At 70.6% G+C, this 21,312-nt stretch carries 1 protein-coding gene (cut by a window edge); it reads right to left on the bottom strand.

The genetic code is table 11. The annotated features are described in order from the left end of the window. Positions 1–21,312, bottom strand: the 5' portion of a protein-coding gene (locus tag AB0I43_RS14450) for a non-ribosomal peptide synthase/polyketide synthase (RefSeq protein WP_357432137.1). It extends 15,648 nt beyond the left edge of the window; only the first 21,312 of its 36,960 coding nucleotides appear in the window; its start codon is at positions 21,310–21,312; its stop codon lies beyond the left edge, outside the window.

The following is a 21,312-nucleotide window of genomic DNA, read 5'->3' as shown; positions in this document are numbered from 1 at the left end:
CAGCGCGGCGGCGTCGGCGTGCAGCGCGTAGAGCGCCAGCAGGTCCCGCATGAGCAGCGGCATGGACCAGCCGTCGAGCAGGATGTGGTGGTTGGACACCACGAACTGCCAGCTGTGCGCCTCGGTCTGGATCAGGGTGAACCGGATCAGCGGCGGCGCGGTCAGGTCGAAGCGCCGCAACCGGTCGGCCTCGATCAGGTCGGCGGCCGTGCCGGAATCGGTGCGATCGTGCTCGGCCCAGGCCACCCGCACGTGCTCGAGCACCAGCTGCACCGGGTTGCCGGCGGCATCGGTGACGAAGGCGGTGCGCAGGTTCTCGTAGCGGTCCACCAGCGCCTGTGCGGCCGCGCGCAGTCGGGCCGCGTCGACGCGGCCGGTCAGGGTCAGCACCGCCTGCGCGGTGTAGACGTCGACCGAGCTCGCGGCGAGGCGGGCATGGAAGAGCAGACCCGCCTGCAGCGCGGCCAGCGGCCACACGTCGGCCAGCGCCGGGAACCGCTGCTCCCAGCCGTCGATGTCGCGCTGCGTGGTGCGCACCAGCCCGAAGTCGGACGGGCTGTGCCCGCCGGCCTGGGCCGAGGTCGCGTGCCGGGCAACGGCTTCCAGCGCCGTCGTCCAGAGCGCGCCGAACTCGGCGACCTCGTCGGCGGACAGCAGCGTCGACGGGTAGCCGATATTGGCGGTCAGCTGGTCGCCGACCACGATGGCGTTGATGTCCAGCGGTGCGGCCGCGGGCATGTCGGCGTCGTAGGCGCCGCCCAGCGCGCCCAGCTCGGGCGCCGGGATCCAGCCGAAGCCCCGCAGCGCGTCCGGCACGTCGTTGTCCGAGACGCGGCCCAGGTAGTTGAAGCTGACCTGGCCCGGCAGCTGCGCCGGCAACTGGCCCGCGGTCGCCGGGTTCAGGTACCGGAGCAGGCCGTAACCGATGCCCTTGTCCGGCACCGCGAGCAGCTGCTCCTTGACCGCCTTCACCGCCCGGCCCAGTGCCGGGCCGCCGGCCAGCGCGGCGTCGACGTCGATGCCGGACAGGTCGAAGCGGACCGGGAAGATGGTGGTGAACCAGCCGACGGTGCGCGAGATGTCCGCGCCCGGAACGACATCCTCTTCGCGGCCGTGGCCCTCGAGCCGCAGCAGCAGCGCGTCGTCGGTGCGGGCGCCGGCCCGCTGGGCCCGCCACTTCGCGGTCGCCAGCGCGAGCGCGGTGAGCAGGCCGTCGTTCACGCCGCCGTGGAACAGCGCGGGCACGGTGGTCAGCAGGGCCTTGGTGACCTCGGCCGAGACCGCCACCTTCAGCTTCTCGATGTGTCCGGAGGTGTCGCGCGCCGGATCCAGCGGACGCGCGGTGAGCAGCGGGTCGGCGGTGCCCGCCACCGACTGCCAGTAGCCGAGTTCGGCGGTGCGCCCGGCACTTTCCGCCTCGCGCTGCAACGCGTGCGCCCACGTCCGCATGGACGTGGCCGGTGCGACGAGCTCGGGTTCCTGCCCCGCGGTGAGCTGACCCCACGCGGCGACGAAGTCGGGCACCAGGATGCGCCAGGAGACGCCGTCGATGACGAGGTGGTGCGCGAGCACCAGCAGCCGGCCCATCCGGCCGCCCGCCGCACCGTCATCCCCGCGAACGCGGGGATCCAGCCACACGAAGCGGATCACCACACCCGACGCCGGATCCAATCGATCGAGCGCGGAATCCAGTGCGGCGGTCGCGATCTCGACGAGTTCGTCCGCGCTCGCGGCGGCGTCGAACTCGACCCGCTCGATCAGCGCGTCGACATCGACGCTGCCGGGCGCGGCGGTCTCGACGATCCAGTCGTCCGCCACCCGGCGCAGACTCGCGCGCAGCATGTCGTGCCGGTCGATGACCGCGCCGACCGTCTTCGCGATCCCGGCGCGGTCGATGCCGACCGGCAGTTCCAGGGCCATGGTCTGGTTGAACCGGCGGAACGAGCCCGGCCGTTCGGCCATGAACCGCACCACCGGGGTGAGCGGCAGCTCGCCGACGCCGCCGCCGGGCAGCTCGTCCAGCACGATGGCGGTGGCCTCGGCGGCCTCGACCGTTTCGGCGACCGCGGCCAGCCCGGCCACGGTGCGCTGCTCGAAGACGTGGCGCGGGGTGAACACCACACCGCGGGCCTTGGCGCGCGAGACCAGCTGGATGGAGACGATGCTGTCGCCGCCGAGCGCGAAGAACGAATCGTCGACGCCGACCCGCTCCAGGCCCAGCACCTCGGCGAACACCTCGGCGATGGTCTGCTCGACGGAGGTGCGCGCGGCCCGGAACGCGACCTCGGCCGCGAACACCGGCTCCGGCAGCGCCTTGCGGTCCAGCTTGCCGACCGGGTTCAGCGGCACCTGGTCGAGCACCATGATCGACGACGGCACCATGTAGGCCGGCAGCCGCTCCTCGAGCGCGGCGGTCAGTTCCGCGATGTCGATCGAACGTCCCGGCGCGGCAACGACATACGACACCAGCGCGGTGGCGCCGGCGGCGTTCTTGTGGCCGAGGGTGGCGGCGAAGTCGACGCTCTCGTGTGCGCTCAGGGCGCTGTCGATCTCGCCGAGTTCGATGCGGAAACCGCGCACCTTGACCTGGAAGTCGCTGCGGCCCACGTACTCCACCGCACCGTCTGCGGTCCAGCGGACCACGTCACCGGTGCGGTACATGCGCTCGCCCGCCAGGTACGGGTGCGCGACGAAACGGTCGGCGCTCAGGCCGGGCCGGGCGTGGTAGCCGCGCGCCAGCTGGATACCGGCGATGTAGAGCTCGCCGGCCACGCCGACGGGCACCGGCCGCAGCCGGTTGTCCAGGATCAGCGACTGGATACCGCGGATCGGGCCGCCGATCGGCATCGGGTCGCCCGCGACCAGCGGGGTGCTGATGTTGACCACCATGGCGGTCTCGGTCGGGCCGTACACATTGTGGAAGCGGCGCGTGCTGCCATCCGGCAGCGCGGTCGCCCACTTGGCGATCAGCTCCGGCGAGTACGCCTCGCCGCCGACGGCCAGCAGACGCAGGTCGTCCAGGTCGTCCGGGGTCATGGTGGCCAGCGCGGCCGGGGTGATGAAGACATGGCTGACCCGCTCGCGGCGGATCACCTCGGCCAGCTCCGCACCGCCGTAGACGCCGGTCGGCACCACCACCAGCGCGCCGCCCGGGCCGAGCGCGAGCAGCAGCTCCAGAATCGAGGCGTCGAAGCTCGGCGACGCGAATTGCAGTGCGCGGCTGGACGAATCGAGCCGGTAGTGCTCGATCTGCGCGGCGGCGAAGTTGGCCAGCACGGCGTGCGAGACCACGACGCCCTTGGGCAGGCCGGTCGAGCCGGAGGTGTAGATGACGTAGGCGGCGCTGTCGGTGCGCAGCGGGCGGACGCGCTCGGCGTCGGCGATCGGGCCGCCGTCGTAGGCGTCCAGATCCAGCTCCTCCAGCACCAGCCAGCGCGTGGCCTCCGGCAGGTCGGCGCGGACCGCGGCGACCGTGAGGCCGACGGGCGAACCGGAATCGGTGAGCATGTGCTCGATCCGGTCGGCCGGGTAGGTCGGGTCCACCGGCACGAAGGCCGCGCCGGTCTTGGAAATCGCGAGCGAGACGAACCACGAGTCGGTGGAGCGCGGGATGCTCACCACGACCAGGTCCTCGGTGCCGATCCCGCGGGCAATCAGCAAGCGCGCCAACCGGTTCGAGCGCTCGTCCAGCTCGCCGTAGGACAGAGTCGTCCCCTGGTACACGATCGCGGGCGCCTGCGGATCCCGTGCGGCGGCGGCCGCCAGCAGGTCGGGCAGGGTGCGCGGCGCGACCGCCGGGCCGCCGGTGCGGGCGACGAGATCGGTGCGCTCGGCGGCGTCGAGCACCTCGATGTCGCCGATGACGCTCGCCGGATCGGCCGCGACGGCCGTCAGCACGCGCTGCAACCGCGTCGCGAATCCGTCGGCGGTCGCCGCGTCGAACAGTTCGGTGGCGTAGGTGAGCGCCAGCGTCATCGCGCCCGAGGCGTCCTCGGCCAGGGTGAACTGCAGGTCGAAGCGCGCGACGTTCTCTTCGAGATCGAGCGCGGACACCGTCAGGCCGGGCAGCTCGAGGCTGGTCCGGTCCAGGTTCTGGAACGCCAGCGCCACCTGGAACAGCGGGTTGCGCGACTGCGAGCGTTCCGGCGCGAGCAGTTCCACCAGGCGCTCGAACGGCACGTCGGCGTTGCCGAAGGCGTCGAGGTCGGTGCCCCGGACCTGGTCGAGCAGCTCGGCGAAGGTCTCCGAGCCGCGCACGCCGGTACGCAGCACCAGGGTGTTGACGAACATGCCGACGAGATCGTCGAGCGCCTGCTCGCCACGGCCCGCGATCGGCGAGCCGACCGCGATGTCCTCGGTGCCCGACAGCCGGGCCAGCAGCACCGCGAGGGCGCCGTGCACGACCATGAACAACGAGGTATTGCGCTGCCGGGCAAGCTCTTCCAGCGCGGTGACCAGCTCACCGGGCAGCTCGCGGCGCAGCGTGGCGCCGCGGTGCGAGGCGACGGCGGGCCGCGGCCGGTCGGTGGGCAGGGTCAGCTCGTCGGGCAGGCCGTCCAGCGTGCGCTGCCAGTAGGCGACCTGGCGGGCCAGCAGCGACTCCGCGTCGTCCTCGCTGCCCAGCACTTCGCGCTGCCACAGCGCGAAGTCGGCGTACTGCACCGCCAGCGGCGCCCAGCCGGGCGCGCTCCGCTCACCCACCCCGTCGGCTCCGCCGACTGCCGTCCCCCGGCCGTGGGTGCGCGCGGTGTAGGCGGTCATCACGTCCCGGGTGAGCGGGCCCATGGAGAAACCGTCACCGGCGATGTGGTGCACCACCACGACGAGCACGTGCTCGTCGGCGGCGACCCGGTACAGCCGGGTGCGCAGCGGCACCTCCTCGGCCACGTCGAAGCCGACCGTGACGAATTCGGTGACGGCCGTGAGCAACTCGGACGCCTCGACCGGGGCCGGGTGCAGATCCAGCTCGACGTCCTCGGCGGGCACGACGAGCTGCACCGGGCTGCCGCCGTGCTCGGGGTAGCGGGTGCGCAGCGACTCGTGCCGGCGCACCACGTCGGCCACGGCCAGGCGCAGCGCCTCGACATCGAGCGCGCCGGTGAGCCGCATGGCCAGCGGCAGGTTGTAGGCCGCGGACGCGGTGTCGTACTTGTTCAGGAACCACATGCGCTGCTGCGCGAACGACAGCGGCACCAGATCACCGGCCCGGCGCGGCCGGGCGACCAGGCGGGGCCGGGCCTCGCCGGTGTGCGATTCCAGCCGGGCCGCGAGCGCCTCCACGGTGGAGGCCTCGAACAGCGCCCGCACCGGCACCGTGGCGCCGAGCGCCGCGCCGATCCGCGACGCCACCCGGGTGGCGATCAGCGAGTTGCCGCCGAGGTCGAAGAAGTCGTCGTCGACGCCGACCCGGGGCAGGTCGAGCACGTCGGCGAAGACGGCCGCGACCGCCTCCTGCACCGGCGTGACCGGTGCGCGGAACTTGCGCGCCTGCACCGCGGGCGCGGGCAGCGCGCGCCGATCCAGCTTGCCGTTGACGGTCAGCGGAATCCACTCCAGCCGCACCACGGCGGCCGGGACCATGTAGGACGGCAGGCGCTCCCCCGCGCCCGCGCGTACCGCGTCCAGATCCGGTGTCGCATCGGGTTCGGAGACGACGTAGGCGACGATGCGCTGATCACCCGGCTGGTCCTCGCGCACGATGACCGCGGCCTGGGCGATGCCGGGCTGGGCCAGCACGGCCGACTCGATCTCGCCGAGCTCGATCCGGAAACCGCGCACCTTGACCTGATCGTCGGCGCGGCCCAGGTATTCGAGCTCGCCGAAGCGGTTCCAGCGCGCCAGGTCACCGGAGCGGTAGAGCCGCGCACCGCCGGAGCCGAGCGGGTCGGCCACGAAACGGGTCGCGGTCAGATCCGGGCGGCGCAGGTAGCCGCGCGCCAATTGCGGCCCGGCGACATACATTTCGCCCGCCACACCGACCGGGACCGGCCGCAGCCGATGGTCGAGCACGAAGACCCGCAGGCCCGCGATGGCGCGGCCCACGATGCTGCCGGAGGCGGCCGCGATGGTGGCGGCGTCCAGCGCGCGGTAGGACACGTGCACCGTGGTCTCGGTGATGCCGTACATGTTGACCAGCAGCGGACCGGACCCGGTGGTCATGCCGTCGCCGTGGCGCGCGATCCAGTCGCCGAGCCGGCGCAGTTCCAGTGCCTCGCCGCCGAAGACGACGTAGCGCAGCGCCAGCGGGGCGGCCGCGGCGGCCGCGTTGCGATCGGCCTCGGCCAGCTGGTAGAACGCCGACGGCGTCTGGTTGAGGACCGTAACCCGTTCCGCGCGCAGCAATTCCAGGAACTGCTCGGGCGAGCGGGAGGTGTAGTAGTCGACGACCACGACGGTGCCGCCGAACAGCAGCGGGCCCCACAGTTCCCACACCGAGAAGTCGAAGGCGTAGGAGTGGAACAGCGTCCACACGTCCTCGGCGCCGAAGCCGAAGTCGCTGTCGGTGTTCGCGAACAGCCGCACCACATTCCGGTGCGCGACCGCGACGCCCTTGGGGCGGCCGGTCGAACCGGAGGTGTAGATGACGTAGGCGACGTGATCCGGCGACAGCGGCGCGTTGCGGTCGGCGTCGGTGATCGGGTGATCGTCGGCGTCCTCGACGTCGCCGGTCTCCACCGCGAAACCGTCGAGCACGACGCTGGGCAGCTCCGCCGGGACCGTCACCTGGACGGTGGAGTCCAGGATGACGCTGGTCGGCCGCGAGTCCTCGAGCACGTAGGCGATGCGATCGGCCGGGTAGGCCGGGTCCACCGGCACGTAGCCGGCGCCGGTCTTCACCACGGCGAGCAGCGCGACGACCAGGTCGAGCGAACGCGGAAGGATCACCGCGACCAGCGATTCCGGGCCCGCGCCGTCGGCGATCAGGCGGCGCGCGAGCACGTTCGCGCGGCGGTCGAGTTCGCTGTAGGTCAGCGCCTCGTTGCCGAACTTGGCGGCGGTGTGGTGCGGATGCGCGGTCACCATCTCGTCGAACAGATCGACCAGCGTGATCTCGGAATCGGCGAACCGCCCTGTGCTGCTGTCGATTCCGGAGGAGACCCAGCGCTGCGAGACATCCAGGCGCTCGGCCTCGCCGAGCAGATCGATGTCGCCGAGCACGACCGTGGCGTCCTCGGCCACGCTGCGCAGAATGCGCACCAGGCGGTCGGCGAAGGAGGCCACCGTCTCGGGATCGAACAGTTCGGTGGCGTAGTTCCAGGACAGTGCCATCGCGCCGTCGCGGGTGCTGCCGACGGTCAGCTGCACGTCGAACTTGGCCGTGCCCGCGTCGAAGTCGACCACGTCCAGGTCCAGGCCGGGCAGGGCGACGGTGCCCATGTCCGCGGCCGAGGCGGCCTCGAAGGTCAGCGCCACCTGGAACAGCGGGTGGTGCGCCTGCGAGCGGGCCGGGCTCAGGACATCTACCAGGCGCTCGAACGGCACGTCGGCGTGCGCGAACGCGGCCAGGTCGGTGCGGCGCACCTGCTCGAGCAGGTCGCTGAACTTCGCTCCGAGGTCGACCTCGCTGCGCAGCACCAGGGTGTTGACGAACATGCCGACCAGGTCGTCCAGCGCCCGCTCGCCACGACCGGCGACGGGAGTGCCGATGGCGATGTCGGTGCTGTTGGACAGGCGCGCGGCCCAGGTCGCCAGCGCGGCGTGCACCACCATGAACAGGGTGACGCCGTGCGCGCGGGCGGTGTCCTCGAGCGCCTGCCGGAGTTCGGCGTCGAGCGAGAAGTTGTGCAGGCCACCGGTATTGGCGGCGACCTCCGGGCGCGGGCGGTCGGCGGGCAGCTCGATCTGCTCGGGCAGATCGCGCAGCTGCTCGGACCAGTACGAGATCTGGCGCGCGGCCACCGATTCCGGATCGCTCTCGGAGCCGAGCACCTCGTGCTGCCAGAGCGCGTAGTCGGCGTACTGCACCTCGAGCGGGGCCCAGGCCGGCACCTCACCGCGGGCGCGCTCGGTGTAGGCCAGCACGACGTCGCGCAGCAGCGGGCGCAGCGAGAAGCCGTCACCACTGATGTGATGCAGGACCAGCACCGCGACATGGGTGCGCTCGTCCAGGCGCAGCAGCCGCGCCCGGAACGGGATCTCCGTGGTGACGTCGAAGTGCACGCTCGCCGATTCGACGATGCGCGTGGCCAATTCGGCGTGCGTGACCGGCTCGGCGGCCAGCGCGAAGCGGACCTCCTCGGCGGGCAGCACCCGCTGGAAACCGGCGCCCTCGACCTCGGGATAGAGGGTGCGCAGCGCCTCGTGCCGGGCCAGCACGTCGGCCACGGCGGCGTCGAGCGCGGCCACGTCCAGTTCGCCGGTCAGCCGGATGGCGACCGGGATGTTGTTGACGGCCGTGCGGTTGTCGAAGCGGTTCAGGAACCACATGCGCTGCTGCGCCTGCGACAGCGGCACCAGCTCGCCGGCCGGACGCGGGCGCGCGATCAGCGGGGCCCGGCCGCCCTGTCCGGCAGCCGATTCCACGCGGGCGGCCAGCGCCGCCACGTTCGCGGTCTCGAACAGCAGCCGGACCGGCACCTGGGTGTCGAGCGCCTCGCCGAGGCGCGCCGCGACCTGGGTCGCGACCAGGGAGTTGCCGCCGAGGGCGAAGAAGTCGTCGTCCAGGCCGACCTGGTCGACGCCGAGCACCTCGCCGAAGATGCCCGCGACGATCTGCTCCACCGGGGTGGCGGGCGCGCGGAATTCACGCGCCTCGAACACCGGTTCCGGCAGCGCCCGGCGGTCCAGCTTGCCGGAGGCGTTGAGCGGGAACTCCTCGAGCACCAGGTAGGCCGCCGGCACCATGTACGCGGGCAGCTGCCGGCCCAGGGTGTCCTTGACCGACTCGATGTCGATGGCGCGATCCGGGCTCGCGACCAGGTAGGCCACCAGCTGATCGCCGGTGCGCTCGTCGTGGCGCACCACGACCACGGCCTGGGCCACCGAACCCTGTGCGGTGAGCGCGGATTCGATCTCGCCGAGCTCGATGCGCAGACCGCGCACCTTGACCTGGAAGTCGGTGCGGCCCAGGTATTCCAGTTCGCCGTTCGGCGTCCACACCACGAGATCGCCGGTGCGGTAGGCCCGTTCGCCCGGACCGCCGTACGGGTTCGCGACGAAACGGTCCGAGGTCAGGTCCGGACGGCCGACGTAGCCGTAGGCCAGCTGCGCGCCCGCCAGGTAGAGCTCACCCGGGACGCCCACCGGCACCGGGTGCAGCCGCGCGTCGAGCACCAGCACCTGGGTGTTGAACACCGGCGCGCCCATCGGCACCGAGCTGATGTCGGCGTCGGTGACCTCGTGGAAGGTGACCTCGACCGCGGCCTCGGTGGGGCCGTAGAGGTTGTGCACGCGGGCGCCGGTCAGTTCGCGGATGCGCTGTGCGGCCGGTGCGGGCAGGCCCTCACCGGAGCAGAACACGTGCCGCAGCGAGACACAGTGCGCGGCGGCGTCTTCGGTGATGAACACCGAGAGCATGGACGGCACGAAGTGCGCGGTGGTGATCCGCTCGCGCTGGATCAGCTCGGCCAGGTAGGCGGGGTCGCGGTGCCCGTCCGGCTTGGCGATGACCAGGCGCGCGCCGATCTGCAAGGGCCAGAAGAACTCCGGCACCGACACGTCGAAGGTGGACGGGGTCTTCTGCAGGCCGACATCCTCGGCGGACAGGCCGTACTGGGCGTGCATCCACACCATGCGGTTGACGATCGCGGCGTGCGAGACCGCGACACCCTTGGGCTTGCCGGTGGAACCGGAGGTGAAGATGACGTAGGCGGTATTGCCCGGCCGCAGCGGACGGTGCCGCTCGGCGTCGGTCAGCGGCGCGTCGGAGAATTCCGACAGATCCAGCTGATCGATGCGCACCTGCCGGGTGGTGGTGCCGGGCAGGTCGTCACCGGCGGTGAGCACGCACACCGGTCCCGCGGTGGCCAGGATGTGCTCGATGCGCTCGGCCGGGTGATCCGGGTCCAGCGGCACGTACGCGCCGCCCGCGGCCTGCACCGCGTACACCCCGACCAGCAGCTCCAGCGAACGCCGCATGCCCAGGGCGACATAGGATTCCGGGCCGACGCCGGCCTGCTTGAGCCAGCGCGCCAGGCGGTGCACCCGCGCCGCGAACTCGGCGTAGGACAGACTCGTCCCCTCGAAGGTGAGGGCGGTCGCGTCCGGGGTGCGCTCCACCTGCGCCTCGAACATCGAGACCAGGGTCGCCGCGGCGTCGCCGACCGGCGAGGTCAGCGCGGCGTCGACGGCGAACTCGGTGTCGTTCCACTGCGCCAGCACCAGGCTGCGCTCGGCGTCGTCGAGCAGATCGATGTCACCGAGGGTGACGGCCGGGTCGGCGGCCACCCCGCGCAGCACGCGCACGAAGCGGTCGGCGAACGCGCGGGCGAAGCCGTCGTCGAAAAGGTCGGTGGCGAAAACCAATTCGGCGTCCATCGCCGCGTCCCGGTCGCCGCCGGAGACCTCGCCGAGCGACAGCTGCAGGTCGAACTTCGCGGTGGGCTGGTCGATCTCGAGTTCGGAGACCCGCAGGCCCGGCAGCTCCAGCGCGGTGCGGCCCAGGTTCTGGAAGGAGAGCATGACCTGGAACAGCGGGTGCCGCGACTGCGAGCGGGCCGGGTTGAGCACTTCGACCAGCCGCTCGAACGGCACGTCGGTGTGCGCGAAGGCCTGCAGATCACGCTCGCGGACCTGGGACAGCAGCTCGGTGAACGACTGCGCGGCCCGCACCTCGGTGCGCAGCACCAGGGTGTTGACGAACATGCCGACCAGGTCGTCGAGCCCCTGCTCGCCGCGGCCCGCGGCCGGGATACCGATGGCGATGTCCTCGGTGCCGCTCATCCGCGCGAGCAACGCCGCGAACGCGCCGTGCACCACCATGAACAGCGTGCTGCCGTTGGCGTGCGCTACCCGGTTCAGGTCGTCGACGATCTCGGCCGGGACCCGGAACCGGTGCGTGCCCGCGTGATACGTCGCGACGGCCGGTCGCTGCCGGGTGGACAGGCGCAGCTCCTCGGGCAGCCCGTCCAGCGCGTCCCGCCAGTAGTTCAGCTGCCCGGCGATCAGCGAGGCCGAATCGTCTTCGGTACCCAGGGTTTCGCGCTGCCACAGCGCGTAGTCGATGTACTGCACCGGCAGCGGGGCCCAGCCGGGCGCGGCCTCGGCGCGGCGCGCGATGTAGGCCGACATGAGATCGCGCACCAGCGGCCGCATCGAGAAGCCGTCCGCGGCGATGTGGTGCACCACGACGGCGAGCACGTAGTCCCGGGTGGTGTCGCGCCAGCGGCGGGAGCCGCCGGAGCGCGCGTCCACCTGGAACACGCGCAGCCGCACCGGCGGTTCGGCGGTGACGTCGAACCCTTCGATCGCGAAATCGTAGAGCGCGGGCGCGATCTCGTCCTCGGCGACGTAGTCCACGTCCAGGCGCGGCACGGCCTGCGAGGCGGGCAGCACCTGCTGGAAGGCGATGCCCTCGTGCGAGGGGTAGATGGTGCGCAGCGACTCGTGCCGCGCGATCACGTCGGCGACGGCCTGCCGCAGCGCGTCGATGTCGAGCTGCCCTTGCAGGCGGACCGCGACCGGGATGTTGCTGGCGGCGGAGTCGGAGTCGAAGCGGTTGAGGAACCACATGCGCTGCTGCGCGAGCGACAGCGGCGGGTGTTCCGGCCGCTCGGCCGGGGCGAGCGCCGGGCGAGAGCCGGTGCCCGCGTGTGCTTCCAGGCGCCCGGCCAGCGCGGCCACCGTCGGGGCCTCGAACAGCAGGCGCACCGGGACCCGGGTGTCCAGGGCCGCGCTCAGGCGGGCCACCACCTGGGTGGCGATCAGCGAGTTGCCGCCCAGGTCGAAGAAGTCGTCGTCCAAACCCACCGGGCGGTCGGCCAGGCCGAGGACCTCGGCGAAGGTGTTGGCCACGATCTGCTCGATCGGGGTGCCCGGCGCACGGAACTCGCGGGCCTCGAAGACCGGTTCGGGCAGGGCCCGGCGGTCCAGTTTGCCGTTGGGGCTCAACGGCATCGCCTCGAGCACGACGATCGCGGCGGGAACCATGTAGGACGGCAGCTGGGCGCTCAGGTGCGCGCGCAACTCGTCCAGGTCCACCACGGCCTCGGTCGCGGGCACGACGTAGCCGACCAGCTGATCACCGGTACGCGCGTCCGAACGCACCAGCGCGACCGACTGCGCCACGGAATCGTGTGCGGTCAACGCGGTCTCGATCTCACCGAGCTCGATCCGCAAACCACGCAGCTTGACCTGGAAGTCGGTGCGGCCGAGGTAGACGATCGCGCCATCTGTGTTGCGGGTGACCAGGTCACCGGTGCGATACATGCGCCGGCCACCGGCGGCGAACGGGTTGGCCACGAACCGATCCGCGGTCAGATCGACACGGCCGTAGTAGCCGCGTGCCAGCTGATCGCCCGCCAAATACAGCTCGCCCGCGACCCCGGCCGGGACCGGGTGCAGGCGTGAATCCAGCACGTAGGCTTGGGCGTTCCACACCGGCAGACCGATCGGGACCGCGCCCTCCACGGTCGGGGCGACCGGGGCGTGGGTGGCGTGCACGGTGAATTCGGTGGGCCCGTAGAGGTTGTAGAGCTCGGCGGAGCTGACCCGGCGGATCGCTTTGACCTGGTCGCCGGTGAAGGCCTCACCGGCGATGAACAGGGTCCGCAGCGAGGCGAGTTTGGCTGCGCCGTCGGTGGTGTCGGCGCTGCCGGCGAACACGGTCAGCATCGAGGGCACGAACGAGGTCATCGTGACCCGCTGCGCCGCGATCACCTCGGCCAGGTACTGCGGATCACGATGCCCGTCCGGGGCCGCGATCACCAGACGACCACCAGTCGTCAACGGCCCGAACAGCTCCCACACCGACACATCGAAAGTCGCCGGTGTCTTGAACAACACCACATCCTCGGCACCGATGCCGTATTCACCGGTGATCCACCGGATCTGGTTCACCACCGCCGCGTGCGGCACCGCCACACCCTTGGGGCGGCCGGTGGAACCGGAAGTGAAGATGACATAGGCCGGGTGCTGCGGACGCAGCGGAGCCAAACGCTCGGTGTCGGTGACCAGTGCGGCGGAGTAGCCGGATAGATCCTCCTCGTCGATCACGAGCGTGGACAGACCGGTGGCGTCGAAACCGTCCCGGGCCGTGGTCAGCACGCAGACCGGGGCCGCGGATTCCAGCACGTATCCGATGCGTTCGGCCGGCTGATCCAGGTCCAGCGGCACATAGCCGCCGCCCGCGGCCTGCACCGCGTAGGCGGCCACGACCAGGTCGATCGAGCGGCGAAGACCGAGGGCGACCAGGGATTCCGGCCGCACGCCGGCGGAGATGAGCCGCCGGGCCAGCCGGTTGACCCGGCTCGCGAACTCGGCGTAGGTGAGCGTGGCGCCGGTCTCGGGATCGACCAGGGCCACCACGTCCGGGGTGGCCTCGACCTGGGCGGCGAATTCCGCGACCAGGGTGCCCGCGCCGCGCAGCGGCCGCGCGGTGGCGTTCCAGCCGTGCAGGGCCTGCGCGCGTTCGGTGTCGTCGAGCAGATCGATATCACCGACCGCGATATCGGGATCAGCGATGATCGCGGCCAGGATCCGATCCAGCCGCGCCGCGAACCCCGCAACCGTGGACTCGTCGAACAAATCGAGCGCATAGGAGAACTCCGCCGACATCCCCGTCGACTCACCGAGCTCGTCCTGGATCTCCTGCAACGTCAACTGCAGATCGAACTTCGCCAGCCCGGCGTCGTAATCGATACCGTTGATCGACAGCCCCGGCAGTTCCAGATTGGCCTGCTTGGTGTTCTGGAAGGCCAGCATCACCTGGAACAACGGATGCCGCGCCTGCGAACGCGCCGGGTTGAGCACCTCCACCAGACGCTCGAACGGCACATCGGCGTGGGCGAAAGCATGCAGATCGGTTTCGCGGGCAGTCGCCAGCAGATCGGCGAAACCGGCCGACTCCTCGATCCGGGTCCGCAACACCAGCGTGTTGACGAACATGCCGATCAGATCATCGAGCGCGGCTTCACCACGCCCGGCGACCGGGGTGCCGATCGCGATGTCGGCGCTGCCCGACAACCGGGCCAGCAGCACCGCCAGCGCGCAGTGCATGACCATGAACGGTGAAGCGTTGTAGGTGCGGCCCAGCTCGATCAGCGCGCGCTGGGTTTCCCCGGAGATGACGAACGGGTAGGTGCCGCCGCGGTAGCTGGCCACCGCGGGCCGCGCCCGGTCGGCGGGCAGCACCAATTCGTCGGGCAGCTCGGCCAGTTCCCGCGCCCAGTAGGCGATCTGGTTGGAGATCAGCGATGTCGGGTCGTCCTCGGAGCCCAAGACCTCGCGCTGCCACAGCGAGTAGTCGGCGTATTGGACGGGCAACTCCGACCAGGCCGGGGGCTCCCACAGGGTGCGCGCGGCGTAGGCGACCATGACGTCGCGGGCCAGCGGGCCCATCGACCAGCCGTCGGCGGAGATGTGGTGCATCACCATGCCCAGGACGTATTCGGTGTCGCTGATCTCGAACAGGCGCGCGTGCAGCGGGACTTCGCTGGTGACGTCGAAGGCCATCGAGGCCAGGTCGATCAGGTGCTCGAACAGGGTGGCCTCGGTCACCCGATACGGCGTGAGGTCGGGCACGATCTGGGCCGCGTCCAGCACCACCTGCACCGGGCCGCCGGTCGTCTCCGGGAAGACCGTGCGCAGCGACTCGTGCCGATCGATCACGTCGATCACCGCGACCTGCAGCGCGGCGACGTCGAGTTCGCCGGACAGGCGGATCGCGACCGGGATGTTGTTCACCGCGGACTCGGTGTCGAACCGGTTCAGGAACCACATGCGCTGCTGCGCGAGGGACAGCGGCACCTCCGCCGGACGCTCGCGGGCGACCAGCGCCTTGCGGGCGCCGTCACCGGCGCGCGATTCCACCCGGGCGGCCAGCGCGGCCACGGTGGAGGCGTCGAACAGCATGCGCACCGGGACGCGGGTGTCCAGGGCGATGCCGAGGCGGGAGGCGACCTGGGTCGCGATCAGCGAGTTGCCGCCGAGTTCGAAGAAGTCGTCGTCGACGCCGATCCGGGAGATGCCGAGCACCTCGCCGAAGATCTGGGCGACGATCTCCTCGATCGGGGTCGAGGGCGCACGGAAGGTCTTGACCTCGAACACCGGCGCGGGCAACGCTTTACGATCCAGCTTGCCCGAGGCGTTGAGCGGGAACTCCGCCAGCACCACGAACGCCGAGGGCACCATGTAGGCCGGCAGTTCACCGGAGAGCTCGGTGCGGATCGCGTCGATGTCCAGGCCCGCGTGCACGGGCAGGATCGTCAGATCCGCGGCGACGTCGGCCGGATCCGGTTGGCTCGCAGCGGAATCCGGGATCACGTAGGCGACAAGCTGATCACCCAACCGGTCATCCGAACGCACCAGCACCACAGCCTGCGCGATCGAATCCAGACCCGTCAGCGCCGCCTCGATCTCACCGAGCTCGATCCGCAGACCACGCAACTTCACCTGGAAATCGGTGCGGCCCAAGTACTCCAGCTCACCAGCCGCGGTCCAGGTCACCAAGTCACCCGTGCGGTACATGCGCGCACCATCGGCACCGAACGGGTTCGCCACGAAACGATCCGCGGACAGATCCGGACGCGACACGTACCCACGCGCCAATTGCACGCCCGCGAGGTAGAGCTCACCCGCGACCCCGACCGGAACCGGGTGCAGGCGCGAATCCAGCACGTACACCTGGGTGTTGAACACCGGTGCGCCGATCGGCACCGACACGGTGTCGGCGGCGGTGACCTCGTGGAAGGTGACGTCGACAGCGGCCTCGGTGGGCCCGTACAGGTTGTGCAGACGCGCGCCGGTCATCGCCACCAGGCGCTGGGCGGTCGCGGCGGGCAGCGCCTCACCGGAGGCGAAGACGTTACGGAGACTGCGGCATTCGTCCGGACGCAGCTCGGCGACGAACACCGACATCATCGACGGCACGAAGTGCGCGGTGGTGACGCCCTCGTCGGTGATCACATCGATCAGGTACGACGGGTCACGGTGCCCGTCGGGCTTGGCGACGACCAGTCGCGCGCCGACCTGCAAGGGCCAGAAGAACTCCCACACCGACACATCGAAGGTGGCCGGCGTCTTCTGCAACACCACATCGGCGCCGGTCAGGCCGTATTCGGTCTGCATCCAGACCAGGCGGTTCACGATCGCCTCGTGCGACACCGCCACACCCTTGGGACGCCCGGTCGAACCCGAAGTGAAGATCACGTACGCGGTGTTCGAACCACGCAGCGCGCCAAGGCGTTCGGACTCCGCCAGCGGCGCGTCCGAGTAGCCGTCGAGTGCCAGTTCGTCGATCTCGAGCGCGGGCACCGACCCGGCGTCGAAGTCGTCACGGCTGGTGGTCAGCACACAGACTGGTGCCGCGGTCTCGAGCACGTAGTGCGTGCGCTCGGCCGGATGATCCGGATCCAGCGGCACATACGCGCCACCGGCGACGCTGACCGCGTACATGCCCACGACCAGGTCCAGCGAGCGGCTCATGCCCAGCGCGACCATCGACTCCGGGCCCACGCCCAGCGAGACCAGGTGCCGGGCCAGCTGATTCACTCGCGCCGAGAACTCGGCGTAGGACAGACTCGTCCCCTCGAAGCTCAGCGCGGGGGCGTCCGGGGTGCGGGCGGCCTGCGCCTCGAACATCGACACCAGCGTGCCCGCGGGCACCTCGTGCGCGGTCCGGTTCCAGCCGGTGAGCACCTGGGCGCGCTCTTCGGCGTCGAGGATGTCGATGTCCTGCACCTTGGATTCCGGTGCGGTGACAGCGGTTTCGAGCACCCGCAGGTAGCGGTCGCCGAATTCGGCGACGGTGGCGGCGTCGAACAGATCGGTGGCATAGGACACCACCGCGGTCATCCCCGCCGGCTCACCGTGCACACCGTGTTCCTCGGTCACGGTCCACTGCAGATCGAACTTGGCGATATCGACGTCGAGCTCGTCGGCGGTCACCGTCAAACCCGGCAACTCCAGGGTCGCGTGCGACATCTCCTGGAACGACAACATCACCTGGAACAGCGGATGCCGCGCCTGCGAACGCGTCGGGTTGATCACCTCGACCAACCGCTCGAACGGCACATCGGCGTAGGAGAACGCCGCGAGATCGGTTTCCCGGGTCCGCGCCAGCAACTCGGTGAACGGCTGATCGCCCTCGACATCCGAACGCAGCACCAGGGTGTTGACGAACATGCCGATCAGATCGTCGAGGGCCTGCTCGCCACGGCCCGCGACCGGCGTGCCGATCGCGATGTCGCTGGTGCCCGACAACCGGGCCAGCAACACCGCCAGGCTCGCGTGCATCACCATGAACAGCGAAACACCCTGCGCGCGGGCCAGTCCCGACAGGCGGGTGTGCAGGTCGGCGTCGATGGTGAAGCTGACCCGGCTGCCGTGGAAGCTCTGCATCGGCGGGCGCGGGCGGTCGGTGGGCAGGTCGAGCTGATCGGGCAGGCCCGCCAATTGCTGCCGCCAGTAGGCGATCTCACGGGCGGCCATCGAGGCCGGGTCGGCTTCGTTGCCCAGCAGCTCACGCTGCCAGATGCTGTAGTCCTGATACTGCACCGGCAACGGCACCCAGGCCGGCGGCGTCCCCGCGGCCCGCGCCAGGTAGGCGGCCGCGACATCGCGCGAGAGCGGGCCGAAGGAGAAACCGTCGGCGGCGATGTGATGCACCACGAACGCGACCGCGTGGTCGGGGGTGCCGTTGGTCGAGCCGCCGGTGACCTGATAGATCCGCACCCGGATCGGCAGTTCGCGCGAGACGTCGAACCCGGTCGCCGCGAATTGGGTGAGCGTGGACTGCAATTCGGATTCGTCGATCGACTGCACCGAGATCGCGAGGTTGATCTCGTCGTCGGGCACCACCTGCTGGTAGCCGCCGTCCCCGGACTCCGGGAAGACGGTGCGCAGCGATTCCTGGCGGGCCATCACGTCGTTCAGCGCGACCTGCAGGGCGTCGATATCGACATGACCGCGCAGGCGGACCACGAACGGCAGGTTGTAGGTCGGCGCGGCCGGATCGAACTGGTTGATGAACCACATCCGCTGCTGGGCCAGCGACAACGGCACCCGGGCCGGCAACTGCTGCGCCACCAGCGGCGGGCGGGAACCATCGGCCGGAGCCGCGTTCTCCGCACGCGCGGCGATCCCGGCCACGGTCGGGGTCTCGAACAGCGCCCGCACCCCGATCTGGGTACCGAACGCCGCCCCGATCCGCGACACCACCTGCGTGGCGACCAGCGAGTTACCGCCCAGATCGAAGAAGTTGTCGTCGATGCCGATCCGGTCCTGGCTCAGCACGTCGGCGAAGATCCCGGCCACGATGTGCTCGGCCTGGCTGCGCGGCGCCCGGAAACCCGCGGCGTCGGCGCTGAACACCGGCTCGGGCAGGGCCCGGCGGTCCAGCTTGCCGGAGGTGTTGAGCGGGAACGCCTCGAGCACCATGACCGAGGCGGGCACCATGTAGGAGGGCAGTTGCTCGGCGGCGAAACGGGTCAGCTCGACCGGGTCGATCGACTGGCCCGGGCCGGGCACCACGTAGGCGACCAGTTGCTGGCCGGTGGCCGTATCGACCACCAGGACCGCGGACTGGCTGACCGCGGGATGGGCGAGGGTGACGGTCTCGATCTCACCGAGCTCGATGCGCTGGCCACGGAACTTCACCTGGAAGTCGGTGCGGCCGATGTATTCCAGCACGCCGGACTCGGTCCAGCGCACCAGGTCACCGGTGCGGTACATGCGCTCACCGGTGCCCGAGACCGGGTTGGCCACGAAGCGGTCACTGGTCAGGTCGGGGCGGCCGCGGTAGCCGCGGGCCAGCTGACGCCCGCCCAGATACAGCTCGCCCGGTGCGCCGATCGCGGCCGGGCGCAGCCGCGAATCCAGCACGTAGACTTCGACATTCCATTCCGGGATGCCGATCGGAACGGTCAGGGTGTCGGCGGCGGTGGCTTCCCAGTAGGTGACCGAGACCGCGGCCTCGGTGGGACCGTAGAGGTTGTGCAGGCCCGCGGTGGACAGGGCCCGGAAACCGGCGGCCGTCTCCGGGGGCAGCGCCTCACCGATCACGTACACCGCGCGCAGCGTGGCGCACTGGGCCGCGGTGGCGTGGGCGACGAACACCGTCAGCATGGACGGGACGAAGTCGGTGACCGTGACGCCGTGGCGTTCGATCATGTCGGCGACATAGAGCGGGTCGCGGTGCCCGTCCGGGCTGGCGATGACCAGTTTCGCGCCGACCAGCAGCGGCAGGAAGTAGCCCCACAGCGACACGTCGAAGGTGGTGGCAGTCTTCTGCAGATAGACGTCGTTCGCGGTCAACCGGTATTCGTCGAGCATCCACAGCTCTTGGTTGACGATCGCGTGATGGGTCACCGCCACGCCCTTGGGGCGGCCGGTGGAACCCGAGGTGTAGATGACGTAGGCGGTGTTGTCCGGGCGCAGCGGGGCCAGGCGATCGGCATCGGTGACCGGCGCCGACGCGTAGGCCGAGGTGTCGAGGGTGTCGATGGCCACCCGGCGCATCCGGTCGGGTAGCTCGAGTTCGTCGCGGGCGAGCGTGAGTACGCAGACCGGATCGGCCGATTCGAGGATGTAGGCGGTGCGGTCGGCCGGGTGGTCGGGGTCGATCGGCACGTAGGCGCCGCCGGCCTTGAGCACGGCGTGCATGCCGATGACCAGTTCCAGCGAGCGGCGCATGCCGAGCGCGACCAGCGATTCCGGGCCGACGCCGTCGGCGATGAGGAAGCGGGCCAGGCGGTTCACGCGCGCGCCGAACTCGGCGTAGGTCAGCTGCTCGCCCTCGAAGTCGAGGGCGATGTTGTCCGGGGTGAGCGGAATCTGCCAGTCCAGCAGGGCGGGCAGGGTGGTGACCGGGACCTCGTGCTCGGCGTCGTTCCACTCCAGCAGGGTCTGTTCCCGCTCGGCCGCGGTGATCACCGCCAGCCCCCACACCCGCTCCCGCGCATCAGCGGCCAGGAACCGGTCGAAGAACTCCAGGAACCGGCCGTGATGGCGCCGCGCTTCGGACTCGCTGTACAGATTCGGGTTGGTCTCGAAATCGATATGAGACCGGCTACCCGCCGACTGATAGAAATTGACGCCCAGATCCTCGATGCTGCCCGTGGACAGCACATGCAGCCCACCGGTCATCGGCCCCAGCACCATCTCGTTCTGGAACAACATGATGTTGACCCACGGACCGAAGAACTCCGTGGTCACCACCCCGTCACCAGCGGCGTCACGGCGAATGTCCTCATGCCGGTACCGCTGATGCCGCAACGCACCCGACACCTCGACCGTGACCGCCTTGAGCAACTCGGCCACCGTCGTGTCCTGACCCACCCGCAACCGCAACGGCACGATATTGGACACCACACCACCGGAACGACGCATCGCCGCGGTCGTACGCGCGGTCACCGGCAAAGACAGGATCACCTCCTCGGCACCGGTCAACTGCGCCAGATACGCCGCGAAACCCGCGATCAGCAACCCCGCCGGGGAATTGTCGTGCCGCGCCACCGCCTCGGCCAGCAGCGCGTCCTGCGCGCTCGACAGCGCCGCGCTGGCGATCCCGTTCACCGGGGCCGGCGGCGCGGAACGACCCGCCAGGCTCGACCCCTCCTCCAGGCCCGCCACCCGCGCGGCCCAATGCTGCTTGTCGGAGGCGAAACGGGTGCTGCCGCGGTAGTCCAGCTCCTGAGCCAGCAGCGTGCGCAGATCGGTGGCCTTGGCCGGCTTGACCGCCACCCCGGTGACCGCCGCGGTGTAGAGCTCGGCGATCCGGGTCATGAACGTCATCGCACCGAAACCGTCGAGCACGATGTGATGGGCGCGGGAGTACCAGAACCAATGGTCATCGGCCAACCGCAGCGCCGCCGCCCGGATCAGGCGATCGGTGACGATATCGAGCGGGCGCGAGTACTCCCGGCGCATCCACTCCCGCGCGGCCGCGGCGGGATCGGGCTCGCCCCGCAGATCGATGTACTCCAGCGTCGAGTCCTGGCTGGTATCGACCAGCTGGAACGGCTCACCGCCGCGTTCGACGATCCGCAGCCAGCCCGAGCCCAGCTCGGTCGCGGCATCGCGACTGGCCTGCTCCAGCGCGCCTACGTCCAGATCGCCGCGCAAGTCGACATACTGGGCGATATTGATCGGCACCTGCGGATCGACGTGCTGGGCATACCAGATGCCCAGCTGTGCGGGCGACAGTGCGAATTCCAC

It is taken from the genome of Nocardia sp. NPDC050435 (assembly GCF_040655395.1).
Classification (GTDB): domain Bacteria; phylum Actinomycetota; class Actinomycetes; order Mycobacteriales; family Mycobacteriaceae; genus Nocardia.
The sequence above is the reverse complement of the archived record's forward strand: the minus strand, read 5'-3'. Positions and strand labels throughout refer to the sequence as shown.